Raw genomic sequence first — 21,554 nt, forward strand, 5'->3', positions numbered from 1 at the left:
CGACCGCTCTCACGGTCCGGGCGGGCCGCCGAGGGAGTCCAGCGGGCTCTCCCGGCCGCGCCGCGGGCCGGGCCACGCGATGCCCGGCGCGGGGACGGGTGCCGTGCCGGTGTCCTCGGCGACGTAGTAGGTGGGCCGCTGCTGGACGGCCGTGTAGACGCGGCCGAGGTACTCGCCGAGCACGCCCAGGCAGATGAGCTGGACGGCGCCCACGAAGAGGACGGCGGTGATCAGCGAGGTCCAGCCGGGGGTCGTGGCGCCCGCCGCGTACACGGCCAGCGTGTAGCCGATCACGGCGAGGCAGACGAGGAAGGCGAGCGAGCCGAGCCAGGTGGCCAGCCGGAGCGGGGCGACGGAGAAGCCGACGACGCTGTCGACCGCGAGCAGGACCATCTTGCGCAGCGGGTACTTGGTGTCACCGGCGACGCGCGGGTCCCGCTGGTAGGCGACCTCCCCGCTGGGGAAGCCCAGCCAGGGCACCAGGAGCCGGTACACCTGCGGCTGGTCGGGCAGGTTCGCCAGCGCGTCGAGGACGTTGCGCGACAGCAGGCGGAAGTCGCCGGCCTGGGCCGGGACATGGCTGCCGACCAGCCGCCGCACGAGCCAGTAGTAGGCGCCCGCGGTGCGGCGCTTGAAGCCGGTGTCCGCGGCGCGGTTGACGCGTACGCCGTAGACGATGTCCAGCCGCCGCGAGCGCGCGAGGGCCAGCATCTCCGGGATCTTCTCCGGGGGGTCCTGGAGGTCGGCGTCGAGACTCGCGGCGTACCGGCCGCGGGCGTGGTGCAGGCCCGCGGTCAGCGCGGCCTGGTGCCCGCTGTTGCGGCGCAGCCGCACCACCCGCAACTGCGGCCACGCGGTCCCGAGGGCCAGCAGCTCCGCGGCCGTCCCGTCCGCGGAGCCGTCGTCCACCGCCACGACCTCGTACGGCTCCCCGGTCCCGTCCAGCACCGGCCGCAGCCGCGCCACCAGCGCGGGCAGTGCCTCTTCCTCGTTGAACATCGGAATCACGACCGACAGCTCGACGGGCGGCCCGCCCGGGTCGGCCGGATCGTGACGGACATCGATCATTCGTGGTTCCCAGCCCGTTCTGGAGCGGGTCGGCGCGATGAAGCGCCCCAATGATGCCCATACGGTACGATTACGGACGTTTTCACGCCTTCAGACACACGGAGAGAGGCCCGGGGCCCGCCCGTACGCCGTTGTACAGGCGGGCCCCGGGCCCCGGAACTGTCACCGCGGCCGGTCGTGACGATCGCTGGTCAGGGCACATCCCAACCGGCCGCGGAGTCGGTGAGCGGGCTCAGCCCAGGCGCTCCACCAGCGCGCGGTACTGGTCCCACAGCTCCTTCGGGGTGTGGTCGCCGAAGGTCTCCAGGTGCCCGGGGACCAGCGCGGCCTCCTCGCGCCAGACCTCCTCGTCCACCGTGAGCAGGAAGTCCAGGTCGGACGGGGACAGTTCGAGGCCGTCGGTGTCGAGGGCCTCCCTGGTCGGCAGGATGCCGATCGGGGTCTCGACGCCCTCGGCCCTGCCCTCCAGCCGCTCCACGATCCACTTCAGGACCCGGGAGTTCTCGCCGAAGCCGGGCCAGACGAACTTGCCCTCGTCGTTCTTCCGGAACCAGTTGACGTAGTAGATCTTCGGCAGCCCGGCCTGGTCCTTGTCCTTGGCCACGTCGATCCAGTGGGCCATGTAGTCGCCCATGTTGTAGCCGCAGAAGGGCAGCATCGCGAACGGGTCGCGGCGCAGCTCGCCGACCTTGCCCTCGGCCGCGGCGGTCTTCTCGGAAGCCACGTTGGCGCCGAGGAAGACGCCGTGGTTCCAGTCGAAGGACTCCGTCACCAGCGGCACCGCGCTGGCGCGGCGGCCGCCGAAGAGGATCGCCGAGATCGGCACGCCCTTCGGGTCCTCCCACTCGGGCGCGATGATCGGGCACTGGGAGGCGGGGACCGTGAAGCGGGCGTTGGGGTGGGCGGCCGGCACCTCGGAGGCGGGCGTCCAGTCGTTGCCCTTCCAGTCGGTCAGGTGGGCCGGGGCCTCCTCGGTCATGCCCTCCCACCAGACGTCGCCGTCGTCGGTGAGCGCGACGTTGGTGAAGACCGCGTTGCCCCACAGGGTCTTCATCGCGTTGGCGTTGGTGTGCTCGCCGGTGCCGGGCGCGACGCCGAAGAAGCCGGCCTCGGGGTTGATCGCGTACAGGCGGCCGTCCTCGCCGAAGCGCATCCAGGCGATGTCGTCGCCGATGGTCTCCACCGTCCAGCCGGAGATCGTGGGCTCCAGCATGGCCAGGTTGGTCTTGCCGCAGGCGGAGGGGAAGGCGGCGGCGACGTACCTGGCCTCGCCCTGCGGCGGGGTCAGCTTCAGGATGAGCATGTGCTCGGCCAGCCAGCCCTCGTCCCGGGCCATGACGGAGGCGATGCGCAGCGCGTAGCACTTCTTGCCGAGCAGGGCGTTGCCGCCGTAGCCGGAGCCGTAGGACCAGATCTCGCGCGCCTCGGGGAAGTGCGAGATGTACTTGGTCCGGTTGCAGGGCCACGGCACGTCCGCCTGGCCCGGCTCCAGCGGGGCGCCGAGGGTGTGCACGGCCTTGACGAAGAAGCCCTCGTCGCCCAGCTCGTCCAGGACGGCCTGGCCCATGCGCGTCATCGTGCGCATCGAGACGGCCACGTAGGCGGAGTCGGTGATCTCCACGCCGAGCGCGGACAGCGGGGAGCCGAGCGGGCCCATGCAGAACGGGACGACGTACATCGTGCGGCCCCGCATCGACTCCCGGAACAGGCCCTCGTCACCGGCGAAGATCTCCCGCATCTCGGCGGGGGCCTTCCAGTGGTTGGTGGGGCCGGCGTCCTCCTCCTTCTCGGAGCAGATGAAGGTCCGGTCCTCGACGCGCGCGACGTCGGTGGGGTCGGAGGCCGCGTAGTAGGAGTGCGGACGCTTGACCGGGTCGAGCTTCCTGAACGTCCCCTTGGCGACCAGCTCCTCGCACAGCCGCTCGTACTCGGCCTCGGAGCCGTCGCACCAGACCACGCGGTCCGGCTGCGTCAGTTCGGCGATCTCGTTGACCCAGGAGACCAGTTCCCGGTGGTTGGTGGGGACGACGGTGGGAGCCGCGTTGTCGCGCGCCACGATTGCTCCTAAGTGAGGGATTTTTGCCCTGGTGAGGGGTTCTTCCTTGGGGCCCCGTGGGGGCTGCGACCCGGATGCTTCGCACTCGTCGCGACTGTTGGCGCTCATCCGGTGTCGACCGCACTCATTTGATCATCCGCCGAGCGTGCCCATATGTCCAGAGGGCATCACAGGTGAGCGAAGTGAGGAAGGCCACGGTTTTCACATCGCCCCTGCGTACCGCTATGCCCCTTTACGTGCACGTTGAGTTCACCTGAAGGATTCTTTGCGCTCCGCCCCCTCGTCCGCCCTGAGGCGATCGCCACTTGTGAACCGCTGCACAGCGGGACCGATCCGTGACTTACGGTTTCGTCGGTACGATGCGGCCATGACTGCGTCCGCCTCCGACGCGCCCCTGGACCCGCCGGCCGCCGGCCGCGGTCCCGTCGCGCTCTCCTTGCCGCATCCGGTCAAGCCCAGGCTCCGCGGCTGGCTGCACCTCGGTATGTTCCCGGCCGTACTCATCGCGGGGCTCGTGCTCACCGCGCTCGCCGACTCCACCAGAGGCCGCATGGCCTGCGGCATATACGCCCTCACGGCCTGTCTCCTGTTCGGAGTCAGCGCGCTGTACCACCGGGGCGACTGGAGTCCGCGGATGGACGGTGTACTGCGCCGCCTCGACCACGCCAACATCTTCCTGATCATCGCGGGCACCTACACCCCGCTGACCCTGCTGCTCCTGCCCGACGGGAAGGGCCGGTGGCTGCTGTGGGGAATCTGGGGCGCCGCCGCGGCCGGCGTCGTCTTCCGCGTCTTCTGGGTCGGTGCCCCGCGCTGGCTCTACACGCCCTGCTACATCGCGATGGGCTGGGCCGCCGTCTTCTTCCTGCCCGACTTCCTGCGCACCGGCGGCGTGGCCGTCCTGGTCCTGGTGGTGGTCGGCGGCCTGCTCTACAGCGCCGGCGGCGTGATCTACGGCATCAAGCGCCCCAACCCGTCACCGCGCTGGTTCGGCTTCCACGAGGTCTTCCACTCCTTCACCCTCGCCGCGTTCGTCGTCCACTACGTCGGCATCTCACTGGTGGCCTACCAGCACGCCTGACCCCCTTCCGCCTCCCTCCCCCGGCCACGGTTCGCACGAGCCGTGGCCTTTCCCGTGCCCGCCCGGGAACCGGCCTCCCGCCGGGAGCCGTACCGCTCCGTACTGCTCCGTACCGCTTCCAGGGTGGCGCTCGCATCGGACCGGCGGAGGGCCCGGCACGCGGCCGCCCGGCCCGGGCCGAAGGCCGCAGATGGCCACGTCAGGCGGCGATGCCGGACAATGACCGGCATGACGGCCGCACATCCCCCCGGCGCCCCCGCCGACCGTCCCCGGCTCGGACTGCGGGAGCGGAAGAAGATCAAGACCCGTGCGGCGATCCGCGCCGCGACCTACGCGCTGGTCCGGGAGCAGGGGTACGACGCCACGACGGTCGAGCAGATCGCCGAGCGGGCCGAGGTGTCGCCGTCGACCGTCTTCCGCTACTTCCCCACCAAGGAGGACATCGTCCTCACGGACGAGTACGGCCCCCTGATGCTGGCGGAGCTGCGTGCCCGGCCCGCGGACGAGCCGTGGCCGGACTCCCTGCGGCACGTGCTGCGCAGGGCCCTCGAACTCAGCGAGCGGGAGGACCCCGAGGCGCTGCGGCTGCGGGCCCGACTCGGCGCGCAGGTCCCCGCCGTCCGCTCCCGGTACTTCGAGAGCATGACGGAGACCGGCCGGCTGCTCCGCCCGGTCCTCGCCGAGCGCACGGGCCTGGACCCGGAGAGCCTGGAGGTGCGCGTCAGCACGATGGCCCTCGTCGGCGGCATGCTGGAGGTCTCCATGTGCTGGGCGGAGCACGGCTTCGAGGGCGAGCTGCGGGACCTGGTGGAGCGGGCCCTGGACGTCATGGCGGCCGGGCTGGGCCCGGGGAGATCCTGACGGCCACCGGCGCCGTCCGTGGCATCCTGGCGGGGTGAACGGACCCGAGATCCACGTCGAAGTCGCCCCCGAGCTGCACCTGTTCGTCCCCGCGGCCCGACGCGGCGGAGCCACCGCCCTGGCCACGGACGGGGTCTCCACCCTCGGGCACGTCGTCGAGTCCCTCGGGGTGCCGCTCACCGAGGTCGGCTCCCTGGTCGTGGACGGCCGCGCCGTCCCGCCCTCGCACGTCCCGGCGGCGGCCGAGCGGGTCGTCGTCCGGCCGGTGGACCGCCCACAGCGAGTGCCGGGCGCCCCGCTCCGCTTCCTCCTCGACGTCCACCTCGGCACGCTGGCCCGCCGCATGCGGCTGCTCGGCGTCGACACGGCGTACGAGTCGACGGACATCGGCGACCCGGCCCTCGCCGCCCGCTCGGCGGCCGAGAAGCGCGTGATGCTCAGCCGCGACCGGGGCCTGCTGCGCCGCCGGGAGCTGTGGGCCGGCGCGTACGTCTACAGCACCCGCCCCGACGACCAGCTCCGAGACGTACTGGACCGCTTCGCCCCCGCACTCACCCCCTGGACGCGGTGCACCGCCTGCAACGGACTGCTGCGGGAGGCCGCCAAGGAGGAGGTCGCCGACCAGCTCAAGGGCGGCACCGAGCGGTCCTACGACGTCTTCGCGCAGTGCACGGAGTGCGGCCGCGCCTACTGGAAGGGCGCGCACCACGACCAGCTGGAGGCGATCGTGGCCCGCGCCCTGGCGGACTCCGGCGGACGGCGGTGAGGGCGCCGCCGCACACCGCCGGCCCCGGCGCACGCGGCACCGTCCCCTACGGGCGCCGGCGCTGACCTCGCCGCCCGCCCGCGGGGGACCGTTCACGCGGTTGCGGGCGGCCTCGGCGCGCGCCGCTCAGGGGACGTTGACCGCCGCGCCCAGCCGCTCCGGGTCCGTGGTCGGGGCGTCGCAGGTGAAGTCGCGGCAGACGTACGCCGTCGGTTCACCGGCCAGCAGCGGGCGGCCGGCGAGGAGCGGGAACTCGTCGCTGTCGGGCGTGCCGGCCGCGACGACGGCGCCCGGGGCGGTGCCGAGCAGGGCCGTGCGGTGCAGCGCGACCGTCCCCTCGTCCGTGAGGGAGGGACCGACGACCGCGACCTCCTTCGGCCCGTCGAGCAGCGCCTCCGCGACGGCCAGCCCCCATCCGATGAACCGGGGCACGCGCGGCCCGAGCGTCTTCACGATGCCCGTCGCCCGCTCGGCCGCGCTCCGGTGCGGCTCGGAGCCGGTGTGGGCGGCGTAGCCCAGCAGCGCGCCCGCCGCGGCGGTCCAGCCGGAGGGGGTGGCGTTGTCGGTGGGGTCCTGCGGGCGGCGGATGAGCCGTTCGGCGTCGGAGGCGGTGTCGAACAGGGCACCGGTCTCCGGGTCGGTGAAGCGGGCGAGCACCTGGTCGAGCAGGAGTCCGGCGAAGTCCAGCCAGACGCCCTCCCCGGTGACCGAGGCGAGCGCGAGGAAGCCCTCGGCGACGTCGGCGTAGTCCTCCAGGACGCCGGCGTTGGGGCCGACCCGGCCGTCCTTGCTGGTGCGGGCGAGCCGGGCGTGTTCGTCCAGGTGGACGCGGACGAGCAGGTCGGCGGCGGCGAGCGCGGCCTCGACGAGATCGGGCCGGTCGAAGTAGGCGCCGGTCTCGGCGAGCGCGGCGACGGCGAGCCCGTTCCAGGCGGCGACGACCTTGTCGTCCCGGCCGGGCGCGGGCCGCTCCGCGCGCTTCGCCAGCAGCCGGCTCTTGACGGAGGCGATCCGGTCCGCCTCGAAGACGCCTTCGGTCTGCGGGAGTTGCAGGACGGACTGCCCGTGCTCGAAGGTGCCTTCCTCCGTCACGCCGAAGTACTGGACGGCGAGTCCGGCGTCGTCCTCGAGGGCGTCCCGCAACTGCTCGGGCGTCCACACGTAGTACGCGCCCTCCACGTGCCGTCCGCTGCCGTCGTCGCTGTCCGCGTCGAGGGCGGAGGCGAAACCGCCCTCGTTCGTGCGCAGTTCGCGGACCATGAAGTCGGCGGTCTCCAGCGCCACCCGCCGGGCGAGCTCCGAGCCGGTGGCCCGCCACAGGTGGGCGTAGACCCGGCAGAGCAGGGCGTTGTCGTAGAGCATCTTCTCGAAGTGGGGCACGACCCAGTCGCGGTCGACGGAGTACCGGGCGAAGCCGCCGCCGAGCTGGTCGTAGATCCCGCCCCGGGCCATCCGCTCGCAGGTGTCGCGCGCCATCTGCAGGGCGCCCTCCGCGCCGGTCCGCGCGTGGTGCCGCAGCAGGAACTCCAGCACCATGGACGGCGGGAACTTGGGCGCGCCGCCGAATCCGCCGCGCTGCGGGTCGTACTCGCGGGTGAGCCCGAGCAGCGCCTGGGCCAGGTCCTGCTCGCCGGGTGACTCGGCGGCCTGCCGGACGAACTCGCGCTGGGCGAGGTCGCGCACGATCTTCCCGGCGACCTCGCCGACCTCGTCGCGCCGGGTGGTCCAGGCCTGCCGCACGCCCTCCAGGACCTGCCGGAAGGAGGGCATGCCGTGGCGCGGCGCGGGCGGGAAGTAGGTGCCGAAGTAGAACGGCTCGGCGTCCGGGGTGAGGAAGACGGTCATGGGCCAGCCGCCCTGTCCGGTGGCGGCCTGGACGGCCTCCATGTAGACGGCGTCGACGTCCGGCCGCTCCTCGCGGTCGACCTTGACGCTGACGAAGTGCTCGTTGAGGTAGTCGGCGGTGGCCTGGTCCTCGAAGGACTCGTGGGCCATGACGTGGCACCAGTGGCAACTGCTGTACCCGACGCTCAGCAGCACGGGCCTGTTCGTCCGGCGCGCCTCGTCGAAGGCTCCGGTCGACCACGGCCACCAGTCGACGGGGTTGTCGGCGTGCTGGAGCAGATACGGGGACGTCTCATGGGCCAGTCGGTTCGGCATGCCCCCATCCTGCCGCAGGACCCGCGCACCGCACGTCAGGCCAGGACGAGGGTCGCCGCCGCCCGCGCACACCCTCGGCCGGGGCTCCGGGTCACCCGGCGGGGGTCCGGGTTCCCCGGCCGGGGCTCCGGGTCCCGCGGTGGAGTCTCGGATCCCGCGGCGGGGCTCCGCCTCCCTGGCAGGGGCTCCGGGTTCCTCGGGTGAGCCTCCGGGTCGCCGGCCGGGGCCACGGGTCCCATGGGTGAGCCCCCGGGTCGCCGGCCGGGGCCACGGGTCCCCGGCCGCCCGACGCCCCGGGCCGTCCCGGGGCGCGGGGTGGCCGTCAGCCCGCCGGTTCCCCGTTCCGCTCCTCCGCCTCCGTGGCCGCGGGAACGGCGTAGAAGCGCATCAGCACCGGCCGGGCCCCCTCCGGCGCGGCCTCTCGCGGATGGCCGTACCGGTCCAGCAGGGCGTGGTACTCCCGCAGGAAGGCGAGCAGCTCGTCCCTGGTCATCCAGGAACCGTGGCGCTGGACCTGGGCCCAGCCCTCGGGGCCGCGGTACTCCCGGTGGGCGCGCTGGTAGAGCGCGGTGTCGAACTCGATCTTGAGCAGGGCCAGTTCGGCCGCCGCCGCGTACTCCTCGGGGGCCATGGCGGCCGGGTCGGGCGTGGCGTGCCGGAAGGGCAGCGCGCGCCACCAGCGCTCCCGGCCGCCGGACTTCTCCGGGATCTCCGCGATGAGCCGCTGCTCGGCGAGTTTGCGCAGGTGGTAGCTGGTGGTGCCGGAACTCTCGCCCAGTTCGCGGGCGAGCACCGTCGAGTTCGCCTCGCCGTGCCGGCCGAGGTAGTCGAGGATCCGGCGGCGCAGCGGGTTGCCGAGGGACTTGTAGAGGGCGGTGCGCTCCAGGCTGGTCATCTCGGGCAGGCCGTCGGTCATGGGCTCACCGTAACCCTGAGCGACCCCGAGTCCCCCTGAGGAACCCCTGAGATCCGCCGAAGTTACTTTGCAGAGATTTCTCTGCAGTCTACTGTGATGGCACGGGCGGACCGCTGGAGGGCGGTCGGCTGACGGGTGGGCCGAGGGGGCACGGGGATGAGGGGGCACGGGGATGAGGGCGTACGGGTGGAGCAAGTGGACGCTGGTGCTGCTGGGGTTGTCGGCGGTTCTGCTGGTGCCGTGGATGGCGGTGCTCGCGGCGACCCTGCCGGGCACGACCCGCGTCCACCACTGGTCGGTGGCCTGGATAGGTCTGGACGTCCTGCTGGCGGCGGGCTGCGCCGCGACCGCGTTGCTGGGGCTGCGCGGTGACCCCCGGTCCCGCCTCACTGCCTCGGCGACGGCCGCGGTGGCGGTGCTGGACGCCTGGTTCGACATCGCCACGGCCCATACCGACACGGCCCTGCTCCAGGCCCTGGCCTGTGCGGTGGCGGAAGGGGCGGTGGCGGTGGCCTGCGTCAGGGTGGCGCTGTCCGGAGGGCACCGGTGCGTACAGCGGCCGTAGTCCGGCCCGCCGGTTCCGTGCGGGCCCCTGCCGCACCGCTTGGGCGAGTCGGCACACTTCCCCCACACACCGCGGATCACCACCCTCTCGCGCTGCCGCCGCCCTGGAAGGACACTCGTACACATCGGAGTTGCCGCCGGAGGGGGACGGACATGCGGGACGGCCATCGGGTGGAGGCCGAGCGGCTGCTGGAGCGGGCCGTGGAGGAGGAGGTACGGCGCTCGGGCGGGCGGATCGACGGCCCGCTGCTGCTGACCCGGGCGCGCGCGGCGCTGGACACGATGGCCGGGGCTGCCGGTGAGGAGTACGAGGCCTATACGAGCGCTCTGGACGAGGCGGACGCCGGGCGGCTGACCTTCGGACAGCGGTACGCGCGCGCCGGCGCCGGAACGGCCCTGCTGGTGGCTGCCGTTGCCGCCGTCGCCGCCGCCGTCGCCGACCTCTCCCTCGGCACGGGCGCCGGACCGGCCGTCGGCGCCGGCGTCACCGCGGCCGTGGCGGGTGCCGCCACCACGGTGGTGAAGGTGGCGGGCGCCCATCTGCCCGCGGCCCACCACCGCGCGGGCGCGGCCGGCCAGCCCGGCGGCCCGGAGCAGCTGCGGTTGCAGTGGCTGACCGCCCTGGAGGTGCGGGGCATCCGCCCGTTCCTCGACCAGCAGCGGGTGATCAGACCCTCCACCGGCACGAAGAAACCCGGCGGACCGGCACTGCGCGGCACGGACAAGAGCGCGGCGGCCCGCAGGCGCTCGGTGTTGGAGCAGTCCTTCGGTCATCTCCCGGACGCCGACGGCCCGTTCGCCGGGCGCCGGGCGGAGCTGGGCCGGATCCGGCAGTGGGCGCAGGCGGCCCGGGCGGCCGGCGAGACGCGGCCGACGGTGGTCGTGCTGCACGGCGAGCCCGGCTCCGGCCGGACCACGCTCGCGGTGCGCGCGGCGCACGAACTGCGGGACCACTTCCGGGGCGCCGTCGTGGTGGACCTGCGCGGCGGCAGCCGGGAGGAGGCGCCGCTGGCGACCCGGGACGCCCTGCTGCACCTGCTGAACCGGCTGGGCGCCCCGCGGGAGCAGCTGCTGTTCCGGGAGCGGTCCTCCGCCGACCAGCACCTCAAGCGGCTCGGCGAGCTGTACCACCGGCAGCTGACCGGGCTGCCGGTGACCATCGTGCTGGACGACGCCTCCGACCCGGAGCAGGTGCGCGCGCTGGTCCCGGAGGGGTCCGACAGCCTGGTCCTGGTGACCAGCCGGGCGCCCCTCGGCCTGCCCGCGGACCTGCCGGCCTGGGTGCACGAGCTGCCCGTGCGGCCGCTGGACGCGGCCGGTGCCGAGGAGCTGCTCGGCGCGGCGGCCGGGGAGTCCCCGGGGCCCTACGACGCCGATTCCGCGGACGAGGTCCGCCGGCTGTGCGGGGGGCTGCCGCTGGCGCTGCGGATCGCGGGCTCCGGGATCGGCCCGCGTTCGCCCCGGCAGCTCGCCGCGGACCTGGACGCGTACGGCCCGGTGGAGCCGGTGGAGCGGGCTCTCTGGCTGCGCTACACCGACCAGCCGGAGCCCACGCGCCGGCTGCTGCGCAGACTCGCCCTGGCGGGCCGGGCCTCGCTGGGCACGGCGGCGGCCGCCGCGCTGCTCGCCACCGACGAGGCGGAGGCCGCCCGGCACCTGACGGCACTCGCCCGGGCCGGGCTGATCGACCACGTGCGCGGCAGCCGCTACCGGCTGCACGACCTGGTGCGGGCCTTCGCCCTCGCCCGGCTGCGGGACGAGGAGGACCCCGCCGAGCGCGCGGCCGCACAGGAACGGCTGATCGTGAACTACGCCGAGCTGGCCGACGCAGTGCTGCGCCTGGTCGACGGGAACATGTCGACGCGGTCGAACCAGTTCGGCTCGCACGGCTTCCCCTCCCTGGACGAGGCGCTGCGCTGGCTGGACGAGGAGTCCAGCGCCATCACGGCGGCCCTGCGGCACGCGGAGGGCGTGAACCAGGCACCGGTGCTGAACCTGCTCGGCGCGCTGTGCGACTACTGCCTGCTGCGCGGCGACCTGTACCGGCTCGGCGAGATCAACGAGCTGGCGCAGTCGGTGGACCAGGGGCTGCTGGTGCGCTCGGTGCAGTGGCGCACCGGCATCGCGGCCCGGCAGCTCGGCGAGCTGGACAAGGCGCGCACCACGCTCACCTCGGTCGTGGACCTGTACCGGGAGGCCCACCACGACGCGGGGGCGGCCCGCGCGCTGTGCTCGCTCGGGATCACGCTGCACCACCAGGGCGCCCTGACGGAGGCGGCGGCCCGGCTCCAGGAGGCGCTGGACCTCCAGGCGGCGCCGGAGCTGGCGACGGACCGGGCGTGGACGATGCACGCACTCGCGGCGGTCCAGCGGGACCGGGCCCGGCCGGCGGAGGCGCAGGACCTGCTCGACCGCTCCCTGGTCCTGCACCGCGAGGGCGGCTCGGTGCACGGTGAGGCGTGGGCCCACTTCCAGCTCGGCCAGGTGGCGCTGCGGCTCGGGGACGTACCGCGTGCGGAGACGGAGCTGCGGACCGCCCTGGAGCGGTACGGGCGCACGCGCGACGCCCGCGGTGAGGCGTGGGCGCTGACCCAGCTGGCCCGGGCCCGGCTGGTGGCCGGCGACCCGGCCGCCGCCGTGGACGGCCTGCGCGGGGCGGTCGCCCGGCACCGGGACAACGAGGACGCGCGCGGTGAGGCGTGGACGCTGTACTACCTGGGGCAGGCGCTGGAGGAGACCGGGGAGCTGGACCGGGCGGTGCGCGACCTGGAGCGGTCGCGGACGATGTTCTCCCGCATGCGGGACGTGTACGGCCTGGCCTGCGCCCGGCACCACTCGGCGCGGGTGACCCGGGACCAGCGGGCCGCGCAGACCGGCTCGCTGCGCAACTCCGGGTTCGCGCGCCAGTTGCTGGTGGACGCGCGCGCCGACTTCCAGCGCATCGGCGTCGCCCACGGCGAGGCGTGGACCTGCCTGGAGCTGGCCGTCGTCGACGCGGGCAATGCCCGCACCCAGCAGGCGCTGGCGCTGTGCGACGAGGCGCTCACCCTGTTCACGTCCTACGGCGACCGGCGCGGCGAGGACTGGGCGCGCTTCCTGCGCTGCACCCTGCTGCCGTACGCGGCCCCCGGCGGGGTGGAGGTGGGCACGGCGGTCGCGCAGGAGGAGCTGGCCCGGCTGGCCCGCGCCACGCATCCGCTGCGGGACGAGAGGCTGGACGACTGCGCCTCGGCGTTGGCCCTGCTGCTGGAGCGGGGCGTCCGGCTGGAGGACGGCTGGCAGGGCTGGCGGCTGCGCATGACTCCGGACCGCCACGCCCGGGAGATCATGGGGGTGGCGGTACCGGCGGGGCGGTGAGCCCCGGGGTCAGCCGCGCTGTGCCGTCGGGCCGGCCTGCTTGCCGGCCCGCTCGCCCTCGGCGTCCGGGGACTCCTTGAAGTCGACCTTCTGCATGTGCTTGCTCATCGACTTCATCAGGCCCCACACGGCCAGGGCCATCACCGCGAAGACGATGAAGCCGAGGACACCGGGGGTGACCTTGTTCTGGTCGACCTCCTTGGCGAGGGGGACGAGATGCGTCACTGCCAGGCTCACGCTTGCACTCATGTCAGGCATTGTCCCGGATGCCCGCGAAGAGGTCGTCCTCGGGGATGGCGGTGTCGACGAGGGACTTCGCCAGCTCGTACTCCTCGGTGGGCCAGACCGCCTTCTGGAGCTCCAGCGGCACCCTGAACCAGCCCCCGTCGGGGTCGATCTGCGTGGCGTGGGCGATCAGCGCCTTGTCCCGGATCTCGAAGAAGTCCGCGCACGGAACGTGCGTGGTCAGCGTGCGCTCCGACCGATCCGTCTCGTCCCAGCGCTTGAGCCAGTCCCCGTACGGGGACTCCAGGCCCCGGTCGAGCATCGCCTGGTGCAGCGCCTCGGTGCGGGGACGGTTGAAGCCCTGGTTGTAGTAGAGCTTCTGCGGCCGGAAGGCGGGGCCGAACTCGGCCTCCGGGTACTTCTCGGTGTCCGCCGCGCCCTCGAACGCCACCATGGTGATCTTGTGGGTCATGATGTGGTCGGGGTGCGGGTAGCCGCCGTTCTCGTCGTAGGTGGTGATCACCTGCGGGCGGAAGGAACGAATCCTGCGCACCAGCTCGCCGGCCGCCTTGTCGACGTCCTCCAGGGCGAAGCAGCCCTCGGGCAGCGGCGGCAGCGGGTCGCCCTCCGGCAGGCCGGAGTCGACGAAGCCGAGCCAGTCCTGCTTGACCCCGAGGATCTCGCGGGCCTCGTCCATCTCCTTCTTGCGCACCTCGTGGATGTGCTCCTCGATGTAGGCGTCACCCTGGAGCTTGGGGTTGAGGATGGACCCGCGCTCGCCTCCGGTGCAGGTCACCACCAGCACGTCCACCCCCTCGGACACGTACTTCGCCATGGTGGCCGCGCCCTTGCTCGACTCGTCGTCGGGGTGCGCGTGTACGGCCATCAGTCGCAACTGGTCAGTCAAGACTCAATCCTCGGTAAGTCGGCGCCCCTGGTTCGCGGGGCATTCAATGATGCCGTCCCGGCGGGACGTCGTTGAGGGGTGACGGTCGGGCGGCGGACGAAGGCTTCTATAGTGACCCAATCAGGGGGCGAATAATTCCGCGGAGAGGACGATCATGAGTACCGCGAGCACGCGGCTGCCCGAGGGCCGCTACGGCCGCCTCTCGGACGAGCGCGCCGACCGCAAGCTCAAGATCGCCGGCTCGGTGCTGGGCATCGTCCTGCTCGCACTGATCGGATTCTTCGCCTACCACTACGTCGTCCGGAGCGAGATCAGCGCGCAGGTCATCACCTTCGACGCGGCCGACGACGCGGTCAAGGTGCACCTGGAGGTGCACAAGGACGCCGGCGCCTCCGGCTACTGCACCCTGCGGTCCCAGTCGGCCGACGGCGCCGAGGTCGGCCGGGCGGACTTCCGCTTCTCCGGCCCGGCCACGCGGATCGACAAGGTCGTCACGCTCCGTACCACGGCGCAGGGCACGACGGCGGAGCTGCTGGGCTGCCACACCGGCTGAGGACCGGCGGACACTCCCCGGCGCTGTCCGGAATGTCGAGGGCCCGACCTGCGTTGACGTGAATCTGTGGGCTTATGTCCTCCCCCTTCCGCCCGCGAATTGTTAGGCTCGTGGTTTCGCCCATCCAAGAGGGAACATTCTTCGAGGTAGGGCGATGCTTTGTATTCCCAGTACCGACGAGGAGCACCCTGTGACCCAGACCAGCGAGAACGTCACCTGGCTGACCCAGGAGGCGTACAACAAGCTCAAGGACGAGCTTGCGTACCTTACTGGTCCTGCGCGCACGGAGATCGCCGCCAAGATCGCGGCCGCGCGCGAGGAGGGCGACCTGCGCGAGAACGGCGGGTACCACGCGGCCAAGGAGGAGCAGGGCAAGCAGGAGCTCCGTGTGCGCCAGCTGACCCAGCTCCTCGAGAACGCCAAGGTCGGCGAGGCACCGGCCGCGGACGGCGTCGTCGCGCCGGGCATGGTCGTCACGATCGCCTTCGACGGCGACGAGGACGACACCCTGGACTTCCTGCTGGCCTCCCGTGAGTACGCCAGCTCCGACATCGAGACCTACTCGCCGCAGTCCCCGCTGGGCACCGGCGTCATCGGCCACAAGGTCGGCGAGGACGCGGAGTACGAGCTGCCGAACGGCAAGAAGGCCTCCGTGCGGATCCTGAAGGCCGAGCCCTACTCCGGCTGACCTTCCCCGCCTCCGCCTCCCGCCCCCGGCGGGCCCTCAGGGCCCGCCGGGGGCTTCGTCGTGGGCGGGGTGCGCCCGCGCCGGGCCGGCGGGCCCCGGGTCCCGGGTCAGGCGGTCGCCGAGCGGTACCTGCGCACCGCGAGGGTCCGGAAGACCACGATGATCAGGACCGAGTAGATCAGCGAGGCCCAGACCGGGTGCTGCATCGGCCAGGCGTCCGAGCCGGACCGCCCGGGGTTGGCGAGCAGTACGCGGGCCGCCTGGACGGTGGCGCTGAACGGGTTCCATTCGGCGACGTGCCGCAGCCACGGCGTCATGTTGCCGGTGTCCACGAACGCGTTGGAGAGGAAGGTCACCGGGAAGAGCCAGACCAGTCCGCCGGAGGTGGCCGCCTCCGGGGTGCGCACGACGAGGCCGATCAGCGCGCCGATCCAGGTGAACGCGTAGCCGAGCAGGAGCAGCAGGCCGAAGGCGGCGAGGATCCTGCCGGCGTCGGTGTCGCCGTCGGAACCGGCCCGCCAGCCGACCAGCAGCGCGACCACGGCGAGGACCAGCAGGGTGAGCGCCGTCTGCACCAGGTCGGCGAGGGTGCGGCCGGTCAGCACCGCGCCGCGCGCCATGGGCAGCGAGCGGAAGCGGTCGATGAGGCCCTTGTGCATGTCGTCGGCAATGCCCGCGCCGGCGCCGGCCGTGGCGAAGGTGACGGTCTGCGCGAAGATGCCTGCCATCAGGAAGTTCTTGTAGTCCAGTGCGCTGGTGCTGGCGCCGATCTTCATCGAACCGCCGAACACGTAGGTGAACAGCACCACGAACATGATCGGCTGGATCAGCCCGAAGATCATCACCTCGGGTATGCGGGACATGCGGATCAGGTTGCGCCTGGCGACGATCAGCGAGTCGCGTACGGACCGGCCGAGGGCGCTGCCGGGGGCCGCGGCGGGCGCGGGGCCGGGTACCGCGCTCATCGGCCGGCCTCCTCGCCGTTGTGCCCGTCCCCGTCGGCGGTCTCGGCCGCGTGTCCGGTCAGGGACAGGAAGACGTCGTCGAGCGTGGGACGGCGCAGTCCGATGTCGTCCATCTCGACCCCGCGCGCGTCCAGTTCGCGGATGATCTCCGCGAGCAGCTTGGCGCCGCCGGTGACGGGCACCGTGAGCATGCGGGTGTGCTCCTCGACCGTGGTCTCGCCCTTGCCGAAGCCGCGCAGCACCCGCGCGGCTTCGGGGAGGCGGTCCCGCTCGTGCACCACGATCTCCACTCGCTCGCCGCCGGTGCGGGCCTTGAGCTGGTCGGAGGTGCCCTCGGCGATGACCCTGCCGTGGTCGACGACCGCGATCTCGTGGGCCAGGTGGTCGGCCTCCTCCAGGTACTGCGTGGTGAGCAGCAGCGTCGTACCGGCGGAGACGAGCTGTTTGATGACCTCCCACAGCTGCTGGCGGTTGCGCGGGTCGAGGCCGGTCGTGGGCTCGTCCATGAACATCACCGGCGGCGAGACCACGAGGGCCGCGGCCAGGTCCAGCCGGCGGCGCATGCCTCCGGAGTAGGTCTTGGCGGGGCGGTCCGCGGCGTCCGTGAGGTGGAACTGCTCCAGCAGCTCCGCGGCGCGCGCCTTGGCCGCCTTCCCCCGCATCTGGTAGAGCTGCCCGACCATCCGCAGGTTCTCCCGGCCGGTCAGGTATTCGTCGACCGCCGCGAACTGGCCGGACAGGCCGATCAGGCGGCGTACGGCGTCGGGGTGGCGCAGCACGTCCACGCCCGCGACGACCGCCTTGCCGCGGTCGGGGCGCAGCAGGGTGGTCAGGCAGCGGACGGCGGTCGTCTTGCCGGCGCCGTTCGGCCCGAGCAGGCCGAGGACGGTGCCCTCGGGCACGTCGAGGTCGACGCCGTCCAGTGCTTTTACGTCTCCGAAGGTCTTCACCAGGCCTTCGGCATGGATGGCCCCAGGCATGTCCGTCTCCACGTCGTCGGGGACTCGGATGCGGGATGACCGCGCGGGGGACGGATGCGGGCGCCTGCCCGGGCCCGTCCCCCGCACGGGCTCGTTCTCGTTCTCGTTCTCGTTCCACGGTGCGCGACCGCCGTCCTCCCGCCGGGCCGGGCGGCCGTCACACCAGGACCGTAACGCGATGTATCGCGTTTCTCAATGCTTTTCACCCGTCCGGGTGGTGCGGGTTGCCCGGCGTCAGTCGATGACCGTGTAGCCGGCGTCCCGCAGGGCCCGGCCGACCTCGACGCGGTGCGCCGGGCCCTCCGTCTCCAGGTGCAGCTCCACCTCGGCCTCGGTGAGACCGAGCCGGGGGTCGGTGCGCACGTGGCTGATGTCCAGGACGTTGGCGTCGGCCGCGGACAGCACCCCGAGCAGCGTGGCGAGCGCGCCCGGCCGGTCGGTCAGCCGCAGTCGTACGGCGAGGTAGCGGCCCTGGGCGGCCATGCCGTGCCGCAGCACGCGCTGCATCAGCACCGGGTCGACGTTGCCGCCGGAGAGCACCGCGACGACCGGCCCCTCGAAGGCGTCCGGCGCGGTCAGCAGCGCGGCGACGGGGCTGGCCCCGGCCGGCTCCACCACCAGCTTGGCCCGCTCCAGGCAGAGCAGCAGCGCCGCCGAGAGGTGGTCCTCGCTGACCGTGCGCACCTCGTCGACCAGCTCGCCGACGATCCCGAACGGCACCTCGCCCGGCCGGCCCACCTTGATGCCGTCGGCCATCGTCGCGGGGTGCTCCAGGGAGACCGGCCGGCCGGCGGCGAGGGAGGGCGGGTAGCAGGCCGCGCCCTCCGCCTGCACGCCCACGATCCGGACGTCCGGCCGGAGTTCCTTCACCGCGACGGCGATGCCGGCCGCGAGCCCGCCGCCGCCCATGCCGACGACGATCGTGCGCACCCGCGGGCTCTGCTCCAGGATCTCCAGGCCGACCGTGCCCTGACCCGCGATCACGTCCGGGTGGTCGAAGGGGTGGATGAACACGGCACCGGTCGCGGCCGCGTACTCCTGGGCGGCGGCCAGCGTCTCGTCGACCACCTGGCCGTGCAGGCGCACCTCGGCGCCGTACTCGCGGGTCGCGCTGATCTTCGGCAGCGGGGCGCCCTTCGGCATGAACACCGTCGCGTGCACGCCGAGCAGCGAGGAGGCCAGCGCCACGCCCTGCGCGTGGTTGCCGGCGCTCGCGGCCACCACGCCGGCCGCCCGCTCCTCCGGCAGCAGCCCGGCGATCCGCACGTAGGCGCCGCGCAGCTTGAACGAGCCGGTGCGCTGGAGGTTCTCGCACTTCAGGTGCACCGGTGCGCCGACCAGCCGGGACAGGTACCGGCTGCCTTCCATCGCCGTCACCCGTGCGACGCCCGAGAGCATCTTCTGGGCGCCGCGCACGTCGTCGAGGGTGACGGAACGCAGCGAATCGGCCGTGCGGTAGCTCATCTCTCCAGCATCGCAGTTCACGTTCGCGCACGACGGGGGTGCCCACGCAGCGAGACCGGTTTGCGCAGCGCCGGTACGGTCCGGCGCCGGGCCGCGTACCCTGTCCACCAACCCAGCAGCCCTTCATGAAGCGAGCCTCCGGCCATGCCCACAACACCTGAAATGTCGATGGACATGACGACCGCCGGTGATACCGGTCTTCTCGACACCCTCCAGCACGAGGTTGCGGTGTTCGCCCGCCGGGCCGAACAGACACGGCTCGGCGGCGTCGGCCAGGTGCGCAACTCCATGGACCGTGCCGCGTACCTGCTGCTCAACCGCCTCGACAACGAGGGCCCGATGGGCGTCAAGGCACTCGCCGCGAGCATGGGCATCGACTCCTCCACGGTGACCCGGCAGGTGGCGCCCCTGGTGGACACCGGGCTCGTGAAGCGGACCTCGCATCCGGAGGACGGGCGGGCGGTGGTGCTCCAGTTGTCGCCGCGCGGTTCGGCCCGGCTGGAGGAGGTGCGTTCGTCCAGGCGCCGGCTCATGGCCGAGCTGACGCAGGACTGGGCGCCGGAGGAGCGCGAGCAGTTCTGCGGGCTGCTCACCCGCTTCAACCACGCGCTCTCCGCGCGGATGACGGTGCAGGGCGGGGTGCCGGCGGAGCAGCCGCCGGCTTCCTGAGCGCCGGAGTGCACCGGAGGGGCCCGGAGTCTTGACCCCGGGCCGCCGCTGTCCTCATATGAGACCGGGTCCGGTCGGACCCGCTCGGGGGGAGGCGCGGTGCGTGAGCGGCAGCCGGTCCCCGGTGCCCGCAGGGCCCGGGAGTTCGAGGCGTTCGTCGCGGGGGCGGCGGGGCGCCTGCTGCACGCGGCGACGCTGCTCACCGCGGAGGCGCCGGACGCCAACCCGCGCGCGCGGCGCCTGCTGACGCTCGCGCTCGCCCACACCTACGCCCGCTGGGACCGGCTGCGCGGCGAGGACCCGTACGACCGCGCCCGCCAGTACCTCGCCACGCGCTTCGCGCGCAACGGCTGGCACCGCTACGACGCCCGCGGCCGGGTCCGGCCGGACCCGGCCGGCCCGCTCGCCGCGCTCACGCCGCGGGAGCGGCTGGTCCTCGTCCTGCGGCTGTACGAGGGGGTGGCCGAGGAGCAGGCGGCGGCCCTGCTCGGGCTGCCCGTGGAACGCGTCCACACGCTCTGCGACCGGGCGACGGCGACGGTGCTGCACCCCGCCCGGCCGGTGCCGCCGCGTCCGGTGGGCGGCAGGAGGGGCTCCTCATGAGATGCGGCCGCTCCCGCCCGGGAGGCGGCTACCGCGCGCGAGGCGACGCCGGCCTGCGGGCGCTGCCGGAGGCGATCCCGGATGCGGACGGCTCCCGCGCGCGAGGGGGCGCCGGGCGCGCCCTGCCTCCCCGTTCGCTCCCGCCGGGCGGCCCCGCGCGGGGCCGGCCGGGGAGGCGGGGGTGAACCGGCGCGAGCGGGAGGACGCCGTGCGGCGGATCATGGAGCGGGCCGCGGCGCCCGTGCCGCCCGAGCTGGGTGCCGACGCGGCGCGGCGCGGGGACCGGCTGCTGCGGCAACGGCGGCTCGCCCGCCGGCTGCTGTGGCTGCTGGCGTGCGCGGTGCTCGTCGCGTTCGCCGTGTGGGCGGCCGACGCCCGGCCGTGGGCGGAGCCGCCCGCGCAGACGACTCCGCCGGTCACCGGCTGGTGACCCGTGCCCGCGGCTAGCCGAGGGCCTGCTTGAGGTCCTCCAGCAGGTCGTCGGCGTTCTCGATGCCGACCGACAGGCGCACCAGGTCGGCCGGGACCTCCAGCAGGGAGCCGGCCGTGGAGGCGTGCGTCATCCGGCCGGGGTGCTCGATGAGGGACTCGACGCCGCCGAGGGACTCGCCGAGGGTGAAGATCCGGGCGCGGTTGCACACCTCGATCGCGGCCTGCTCGCCGCCCTCGACCCGGAACGACACCATGCCGCCGAACGCCTTCATCTGCTTGACGGCGACGTCGTGGCCGGGGTGCTCGGGCAGCCCCGGGTAGCAGACGCCGGTCACGCGCGGGTGCCGGGCCAGCATCTCGGCGATCCTCGTGGCGTTCTCGCTGTGCCGGTCCATGCGGACCGCGAGGGTCTTGGTGCCGCGCAGCACCAGCCAGGAGTCGAAGGGACCGGCCACGCCGCCCATCGCGTTCTGGTGGTAGGCCAGCTCCTCGCCGAGGGCCTGGTCGCTGACGATCAGCGCGCCGCCGACCACGTCCGAGTGGCCGCCCATGTACTTGGTCAGGGAGTGGACGACGACGTCCGCGCCGAGCGACAGCGGCTGCTGGAGGTAGGGCGTGGCGAAGGTGTTGTCGACGACGAGCCGGGCGCCCGCGTCGTGGGCCACCTGGGCGACGGCGGCGATGTCGGTGATGCCGAGCAGCGGGTTGGAGGGGGTCTCCACCCAGACGGCCTTGGTCTTCGGGGTGATCGCGGCGCGGACGGCGGCCGGGTCGCTGGTGTCGGCGACCGACCACTCCACTCCCCAGCGGGTGGCGACCTTGGAGAAGAGCCGGAAGGTGCCGCCGTAGGCGTCGTTCGGGATCACCACGTGGTCGCCGGGGGCGAGCAGCGTACGCAACAGGGTGTCCTCGGCCGCCAGTCCGGAGGCGAAGGCGAGACCGCGCCGGCCGCCCTCCAGCGCGGCGAGGTTCTCCTCCAGGGCGGTACGGGTGGGGTTGGCGCTGCGGCTGTACTCGTAGCCGCCGCGCAGTCCGCCGACGCCGTCCTGCTTGTAGGTCGAGACCTGGTAGATCGGCGGGACGACCGCACCGGTGAGAGGATCCGCGGTGTTGCCCGCGTGGATCGCGAGGGTCTCGAAGTGTTCGCTGATATGCCTGTCGCTCATGTGAACCGAGCGTAGTGCGCCCGGCGGCCCGGTGGCGTCCACGGAGGGCCGCTCGTCATGTTGAGCAATTTCG

20 protein-coding genes are annotated in these 21,554 nt (G+C 73.2%); 10 read left to right on the forward strand and 10 right to left on the reverse strand.

Annotation, left to right across the window (positions count from 1 at the left end; genetic code table 11):
• Positions 1 to 9 precede the first annotated feature (9 nt).
• Both ACZ4K2_RS18520 and ACZ4K2_RS18525 read right to left on the reverse strand, forming a co-directional pair.
• Positions 10 to 1,068 (reverse strand): glycosyltransferase family 2 protein, encoded by a 1,059-nt coding sequence (locus tag ACZ4K2_RS18520; RefSeq protein ID WP_467473992.1) that lies wholly within the window; start codon positions 1,066 to 1,068, stop codon positions 10 to 12.
• Positions 1,069 to 1,300: 232 nt separating this feature from the next.
• A complete protein-coding gene (locus tag ACZ4K2_RS18525) occupies positions 1,301 to 3,124 on the reverse strand; it encodes a phosphoenolpyruvate carboxykinase (GTP) (protein ID WP_467473993.1) in 1,824 nt (607 codons plus the stop codon).
• A gap of 367 nt (positions 3,125 to 3,491) precedes the next feature.
• On the opposite strand from ACZ4K2_RS18525, the gene trhA reads away from it, so the two are divergent.
• From trhA to ACZ4K2_RS18540, 3 genes are all read left to right on the forward strand, one after another.
• Positions 3,492 to 4,205 carry a PAQR family membrane homeostasis protein TrhA gene (gene trhA / locus ACZ4K2_RS18530; protein WP_467473994.1) on the forward strand — a complete coding sequence of 238 codons (714 nt, stop codon included), beginning with the start codon at positions 3,492 to 3,494 and terminating at the stop codon, positions 4,203 to 4,205.
• A 228-nt stretch (positions 4,206 to 4,433) separates the two neighbouring features.
• Positions 4,434 to 5,066, forward strand: a complete 633-nt coding sequence (locus ACZ4K2_RS18535; protein ID WP_467473996.1) for a TetR/AcrR family transcriptional regulator — start codon at positions 4,434 to 4,436, stop codon at positions 5,064 to 5,066.
• Positions 5,067 to 5,100: 34 nt separating this feature from the next.
• Positions 5,101 to 5,832, forward strand: a complete 732-nt coding sequence (locus ACZ4K2_RS18540) for a Mut7-C RNAse domain-containing protein (RefSeq protein WP_467473997.1) — start codon at positions 5,101 to 5,103, stop codon at positions 5,830 to 5,832.
• A 126-nt stretch (positions 5,833 to 5,958) separates the two neighbouring features.
• On the opposite strand, the gene ACZ4K2_RS18545 is transcribed toward ACZ4K2_RS18540, so the two are convergent.
• Complete coding sequence (locus tag ACZ4K2_RS18545) at positions 5,959 to 7,992, reverse strand: thioredoxin domain-containing protein (RefSeq protein WP_467473999.1); 2,034 nt, start codon at positions 7,990 to 7,992, stop codon at positions 5,959 to 5,961.
• 322 nt (positions 7,993 to 8,314) lie between these two features.
• Complete coding sequence (locus tag ACZ4K2_RS18550) at positions 8,315 to 8,908, reverse strand: ArsR/SmtB family transcription factor (protein WP_467474000.1); 594 nt, start codon at positions 8,906 to 8,908, stop codon at positions 8,315 to 8,317.
• Positions 8,909 to 9,080: 172 nt separating this feature from the next.
• Here ACZ4K2_RS18550 and ACZ4K2_RS18555 point away from each other — a divergent pair, with 172 nt between their 5' ends.
• Together ACZ4K2_RS18555 and ACZ4K2_RS18560 are read left to right on the forward strand one after the other, a co-directional pair.
• The gene (locus ACZ4K2_RS18555) at positions 9,081 to 9,473 is read left to right on the forward strand and encodes a hypothetical protein (RefSeq protein WP_467474002.1); all 393 of its coding nucleotides are present in this window, start codon (positions 9,081 to 9,083) and stop codon (positions 9,471 to 9,473) included.
• Between the two features lie 152 nt (positions 9,474 to 9,625).
• Positions 9,626 to 12,829, forward strand: coding sequence for a tetratricopeptide repeat protein (locus ACZ4K2_RS18560; RefSeq protein WP_467474003.1), 3,204 nt, complete (start codon positions 9,626 to 9,628; stop codon positions 12,827 to 12,829).
• Between the two features lie 9 nt (positions 12,830 to 12,838).
• Here the strand turns inward: ACZ4K2_RS18560 and ACZ4K2_RS18565 are convergent, their stop codons facing one another.
• Together ACZ4K2_RS18565 and mca are read right to left on the reverse strand one after the other, a co-directional pair.
• Positions 12,839 to 13,087 carry a hypothetical protein gene (locus ACZ4K2_RS18565; RefSeq protein ID WP_467474005.1) on the reverse strand — a complete coding sequence of 83 codons (249 nt, stop codon included), beginning with the start codon at positions 13,085 to 13,087 and terminating at the stop codon, positions 12,839 to 12,841.
• On the reverse strand, positions 13,080 to 13,961 hold the full coding sequence (mca, locus tag ACZ4K2_RS18570; RefSeq protein WP_467474006.1) for a mycothiol conjugate amidase Mca: 882 nt from the start codon (positions 13,959 to 13,961) through the stop codon (positions 13,080 to 13,082). The genes ACZ4K2_RS18565 and mca overlap by 8 nt, the downstream gene beginning before the upstream one ends.
• Before the next feature lie 154 nt (positions 13,962 to 14,115).
• Between mca and ACZ4K2_RS18575 the strand changes: the two genes are divergently transcribed.
• Together ACZ4K2_RS18575 and greA are read left to right on the forward strand one after the other, a co-directional pair.
• Positions 14,116 to 14,514, forward strand: coding sequence for a DUF4307 domain-containing protein (locus ACZ4K2_RS18575; protein ID WP_467474008.1), 399 nt, complete (start codon positions 14,116 to 14,118; stop codon positions 14,512 to 14,514).
• Positions 14,515 to 14,704: 190 nt separating this feature from the next.
• Positions 14,705 to 15,202, forward strand: a complete 498-nt coding sequence (gene greA, locus ACZ4K2_RS18580; protein ID WP_467474009.1) for a transcription elongation factor GreA — start codon at positions 14,705 to 14,707, stop codon at positions 15,200 to 15,202.
• A gap of 107 nt (positions 15,203 to 15,309) precedes the next feature.
• Here greA and ACZ4K2_RS18585 read toward each other — a convergent pair whose 3' ends face one another.
• The 3 genes from ACZ4K2_RS18585 to ilvA form a co-directional block, all read right to left on the reverse strand.
• Entirely contained in the window at positions 15,310 to 16,167 is an 858-nt protein-coding gene (locus ACZ4K2_RS18585; protein WP_467474011.1) for an ABC transporter permease, read from the reverse strand.
• Positions 16,164 to 17,147 carry an ATP-binding cassette domain-containing protein gene (locus ACZ4K2_RS18590; protein WP_467474012.1) on the reverse strand — a complete coding sequence of 328 codons (984 nt, stop codon included), beginning with the start codon at positions 17,145 to 17,147 and terminating at the stop codon, positions 16,164 to 16,166. The genes ACZ4K2_RS18585 and ACZ4K2_RS18590 overlap by 4 nt, the downstream gene beginning before the upstream one ends.
• Before the next feature lie 234 nt (positions 17,148 to 17,381).
• Positions 17,382 to 18,611 (reverse strand): threonine ammonia-lyase, encoded by a 1,230-nt coding sequence (ilvA, locus tag ACZ4K2_RS18595; RefSeq protein WP_467474014.1) that lies wholly within the window; start codon positions 18,609 to 18,611, stop codon positions 17,382 to 17,384.
• A 162-nt stretch (positions 18,612 to 18,773) separates the two neighbouring features.
• Here ilvA and ACZ4K2_RS18600 point away from each other — a divergent pair, with 162 nt between their 5' ends.
• The 3 genes from ACZ4K2_RS18600 to ACZ4K2_RS18610 all read left to right on the forward strand — a co-directional run bounded on the left by ACZ4K2_RS18600 (position 18,774) and on the right by ACZ4K2_RS18610 (position 20,313).
• The gene (locus ACZ4K2_RS18600; protein WP_467474066.1) at positions 18,774 to 19,280 is read left to right on the forward strand and encodes a MarR family winged helix-turn-helix transcriptional regulator; all 507 of its coding nucleotides are present in this window, start codon (positions 18,774 to 18,776) and stop codon (positions 19,278 to 19,280) included.
• Between the two features lie 99 nt (positions 19,281 to 19,379).
• Positions 19,380 to 19,883 (forward strand): sigma factor-like helix-turn-helix DNA-binding protein, encoded by a 504-nt coding sequence (locus tag ACZ4K2_RS18605; RefSeq protein WP_467474015.1) that lies wholly within the window; start codon positions 19,380 to 19,382, stop codon positions 19,881 to 19,883.
• A gap of 181 nt (positions 19,884 to 20,064) precedes the next feature.
• The gene (locus tag ACZ4K2_RS18610) at positions 20,065 to 20,313 is read left to right on the forward strand and encodes a hypothetical protein (RefSeq protein ID WP_467474017.1); all 249 of its coding nucleotides are present in this window, start codon (positions 20,065 to 20,067) and stop codon (positions 20,311 to 20,313) included.
• 13 nt (positions 20,314 to 20,326) lie between these two features.
• On the opposite strand, the gene ACZ4K2_RS18615 is transcribed toward ACZ4K2_RS18610, so the two are convergent.
• Positions 20,327 to 21,481: a cystathionine gamma-synthase gene (locus ACZ4K2_RS18615; RefSeq protein WP_467474019.1), complete on the reverse strand. Its 1,155-nt coding sequence runs from the start codon at positions 21,479 to 21,481 to the stop codon at positions 20,327 to 20,329.
• Positions 21,482 to 21,554 lie beyond the last annotated feature (73 nt).

Source organism: Streptomyces sp. NPDC025833 (assembly GCF_055558055.1).

What these genes read in the sequence shown, in the direction of transcription:
- ACZ4K2_RS18520 (WP_467473992.1), bottom strand. Translation starts at nt 1,068, where the DNA reads ATGATCGATGTCCGTCACGATCCGGCCGACCCGGGCGGGCCGCCCGTC.
- trhA (WP_467473994.1), top strand. Translation starts at nt 3,492, where the DNA reads ATGACTGCGTCCGCCTCCGACGCGCCCCTGGACCCGCCGGCCGCCGGC.
- ACZ4K2_RS18535 (WP_467473996.1), top strand. Translation starts at nt 4,434, where the DNA reads ATGACGGCCGCACATCCCCCCGGCGCCCCCGCCGACCGTCCCCGGCTC.
- ACZ4K2_RS18545 (WP_467473999.1), bottom strand. Translation starts at nt 7,992, where the DNA reads ATGCCGAACCGACTGGCCCATGAGACGTCCCCGTATCTGCTCCAGCAC.
- ACZ4K2_RS18550 (WP_467474000.1), bottom strand. Translation starts at nt 8,908, where the DNA reads ATGACCGACGGCCTGCCCGAGATGACCAGCCTGGAGCGCACCGCCCTC.
- ACZ4K2_RS18555 (WP_467474002.1), top strand. Translation starts at nt 9,081, where the DNA reads ATGAGGGCGTACGGGTGGAGCAAGTGGACGCTGGTGCTGCTGGGGTTG.
- ACZ4K2_RS18560 (WP_467474003.1), top strand. Translation starts at nt 9,626, where the DNA reads ATGCGGGACGGCCATCGGGTGGAGGCCGAGCGGCTGCTGGAGCGGGCC.
- ACZ4K2_RS18565 (WP_467474005.1), bottom strand. Translation starts at nt 13,087, where the DNA reads ATGCCTGACATGAGTGCAAGCGTGAGCCTGGCAGTGACGCATCTCGTC.
- ACZ4K2_RS18575 (WP_467474008.1), top strand. Translation starts at nt 14,116, where the DNA reads ATGAGTACCGCGAGCACGCGGCTGCCCGAGGGCCGCTACGGCCGCCTC.
- ACZ4K2_RS18585 (WP_467474011.1), bottom strand. Translation starts at nt 16,167, where the DNA reads ATGAGCGCGGTACCCGGCCCCGCGCCCGCCGCGGCCCCCGGCAGCGCC.
- ACZ4K2_RS18590 (WP_467474012.1), bottom strand. Translation starts at nt 17,147, where the DNA reads ATGCCTGGGGCCATCCATGCCGAAGGCCTGGTGAAGACCTTCGGAGAC.
- ilvA (WP_467474014.1), bottom strand. Translation starts at nt 18,611, where the DNA reads ATGAGCTACCGCACGGCCGATTCGCTGCGTTCCGTCACCCTCGACGAC.
- ACZ4K2_RS18600 (WP_467474066.1), top strand. Translation starts at nt 18,774, where the DNA reads ATGTCGATGGACATGACGACCGCCGGTGATACCGGTCTTCTCGACACC.
- ACZ4K2_RS18615 (WP_467474019.1), bottom strand. Translation starts at nt 21,481, where the DNA reads ATGAGCGACAGGCATATCAGCGAACACTTCGAGACCCTCGCGATCCAC.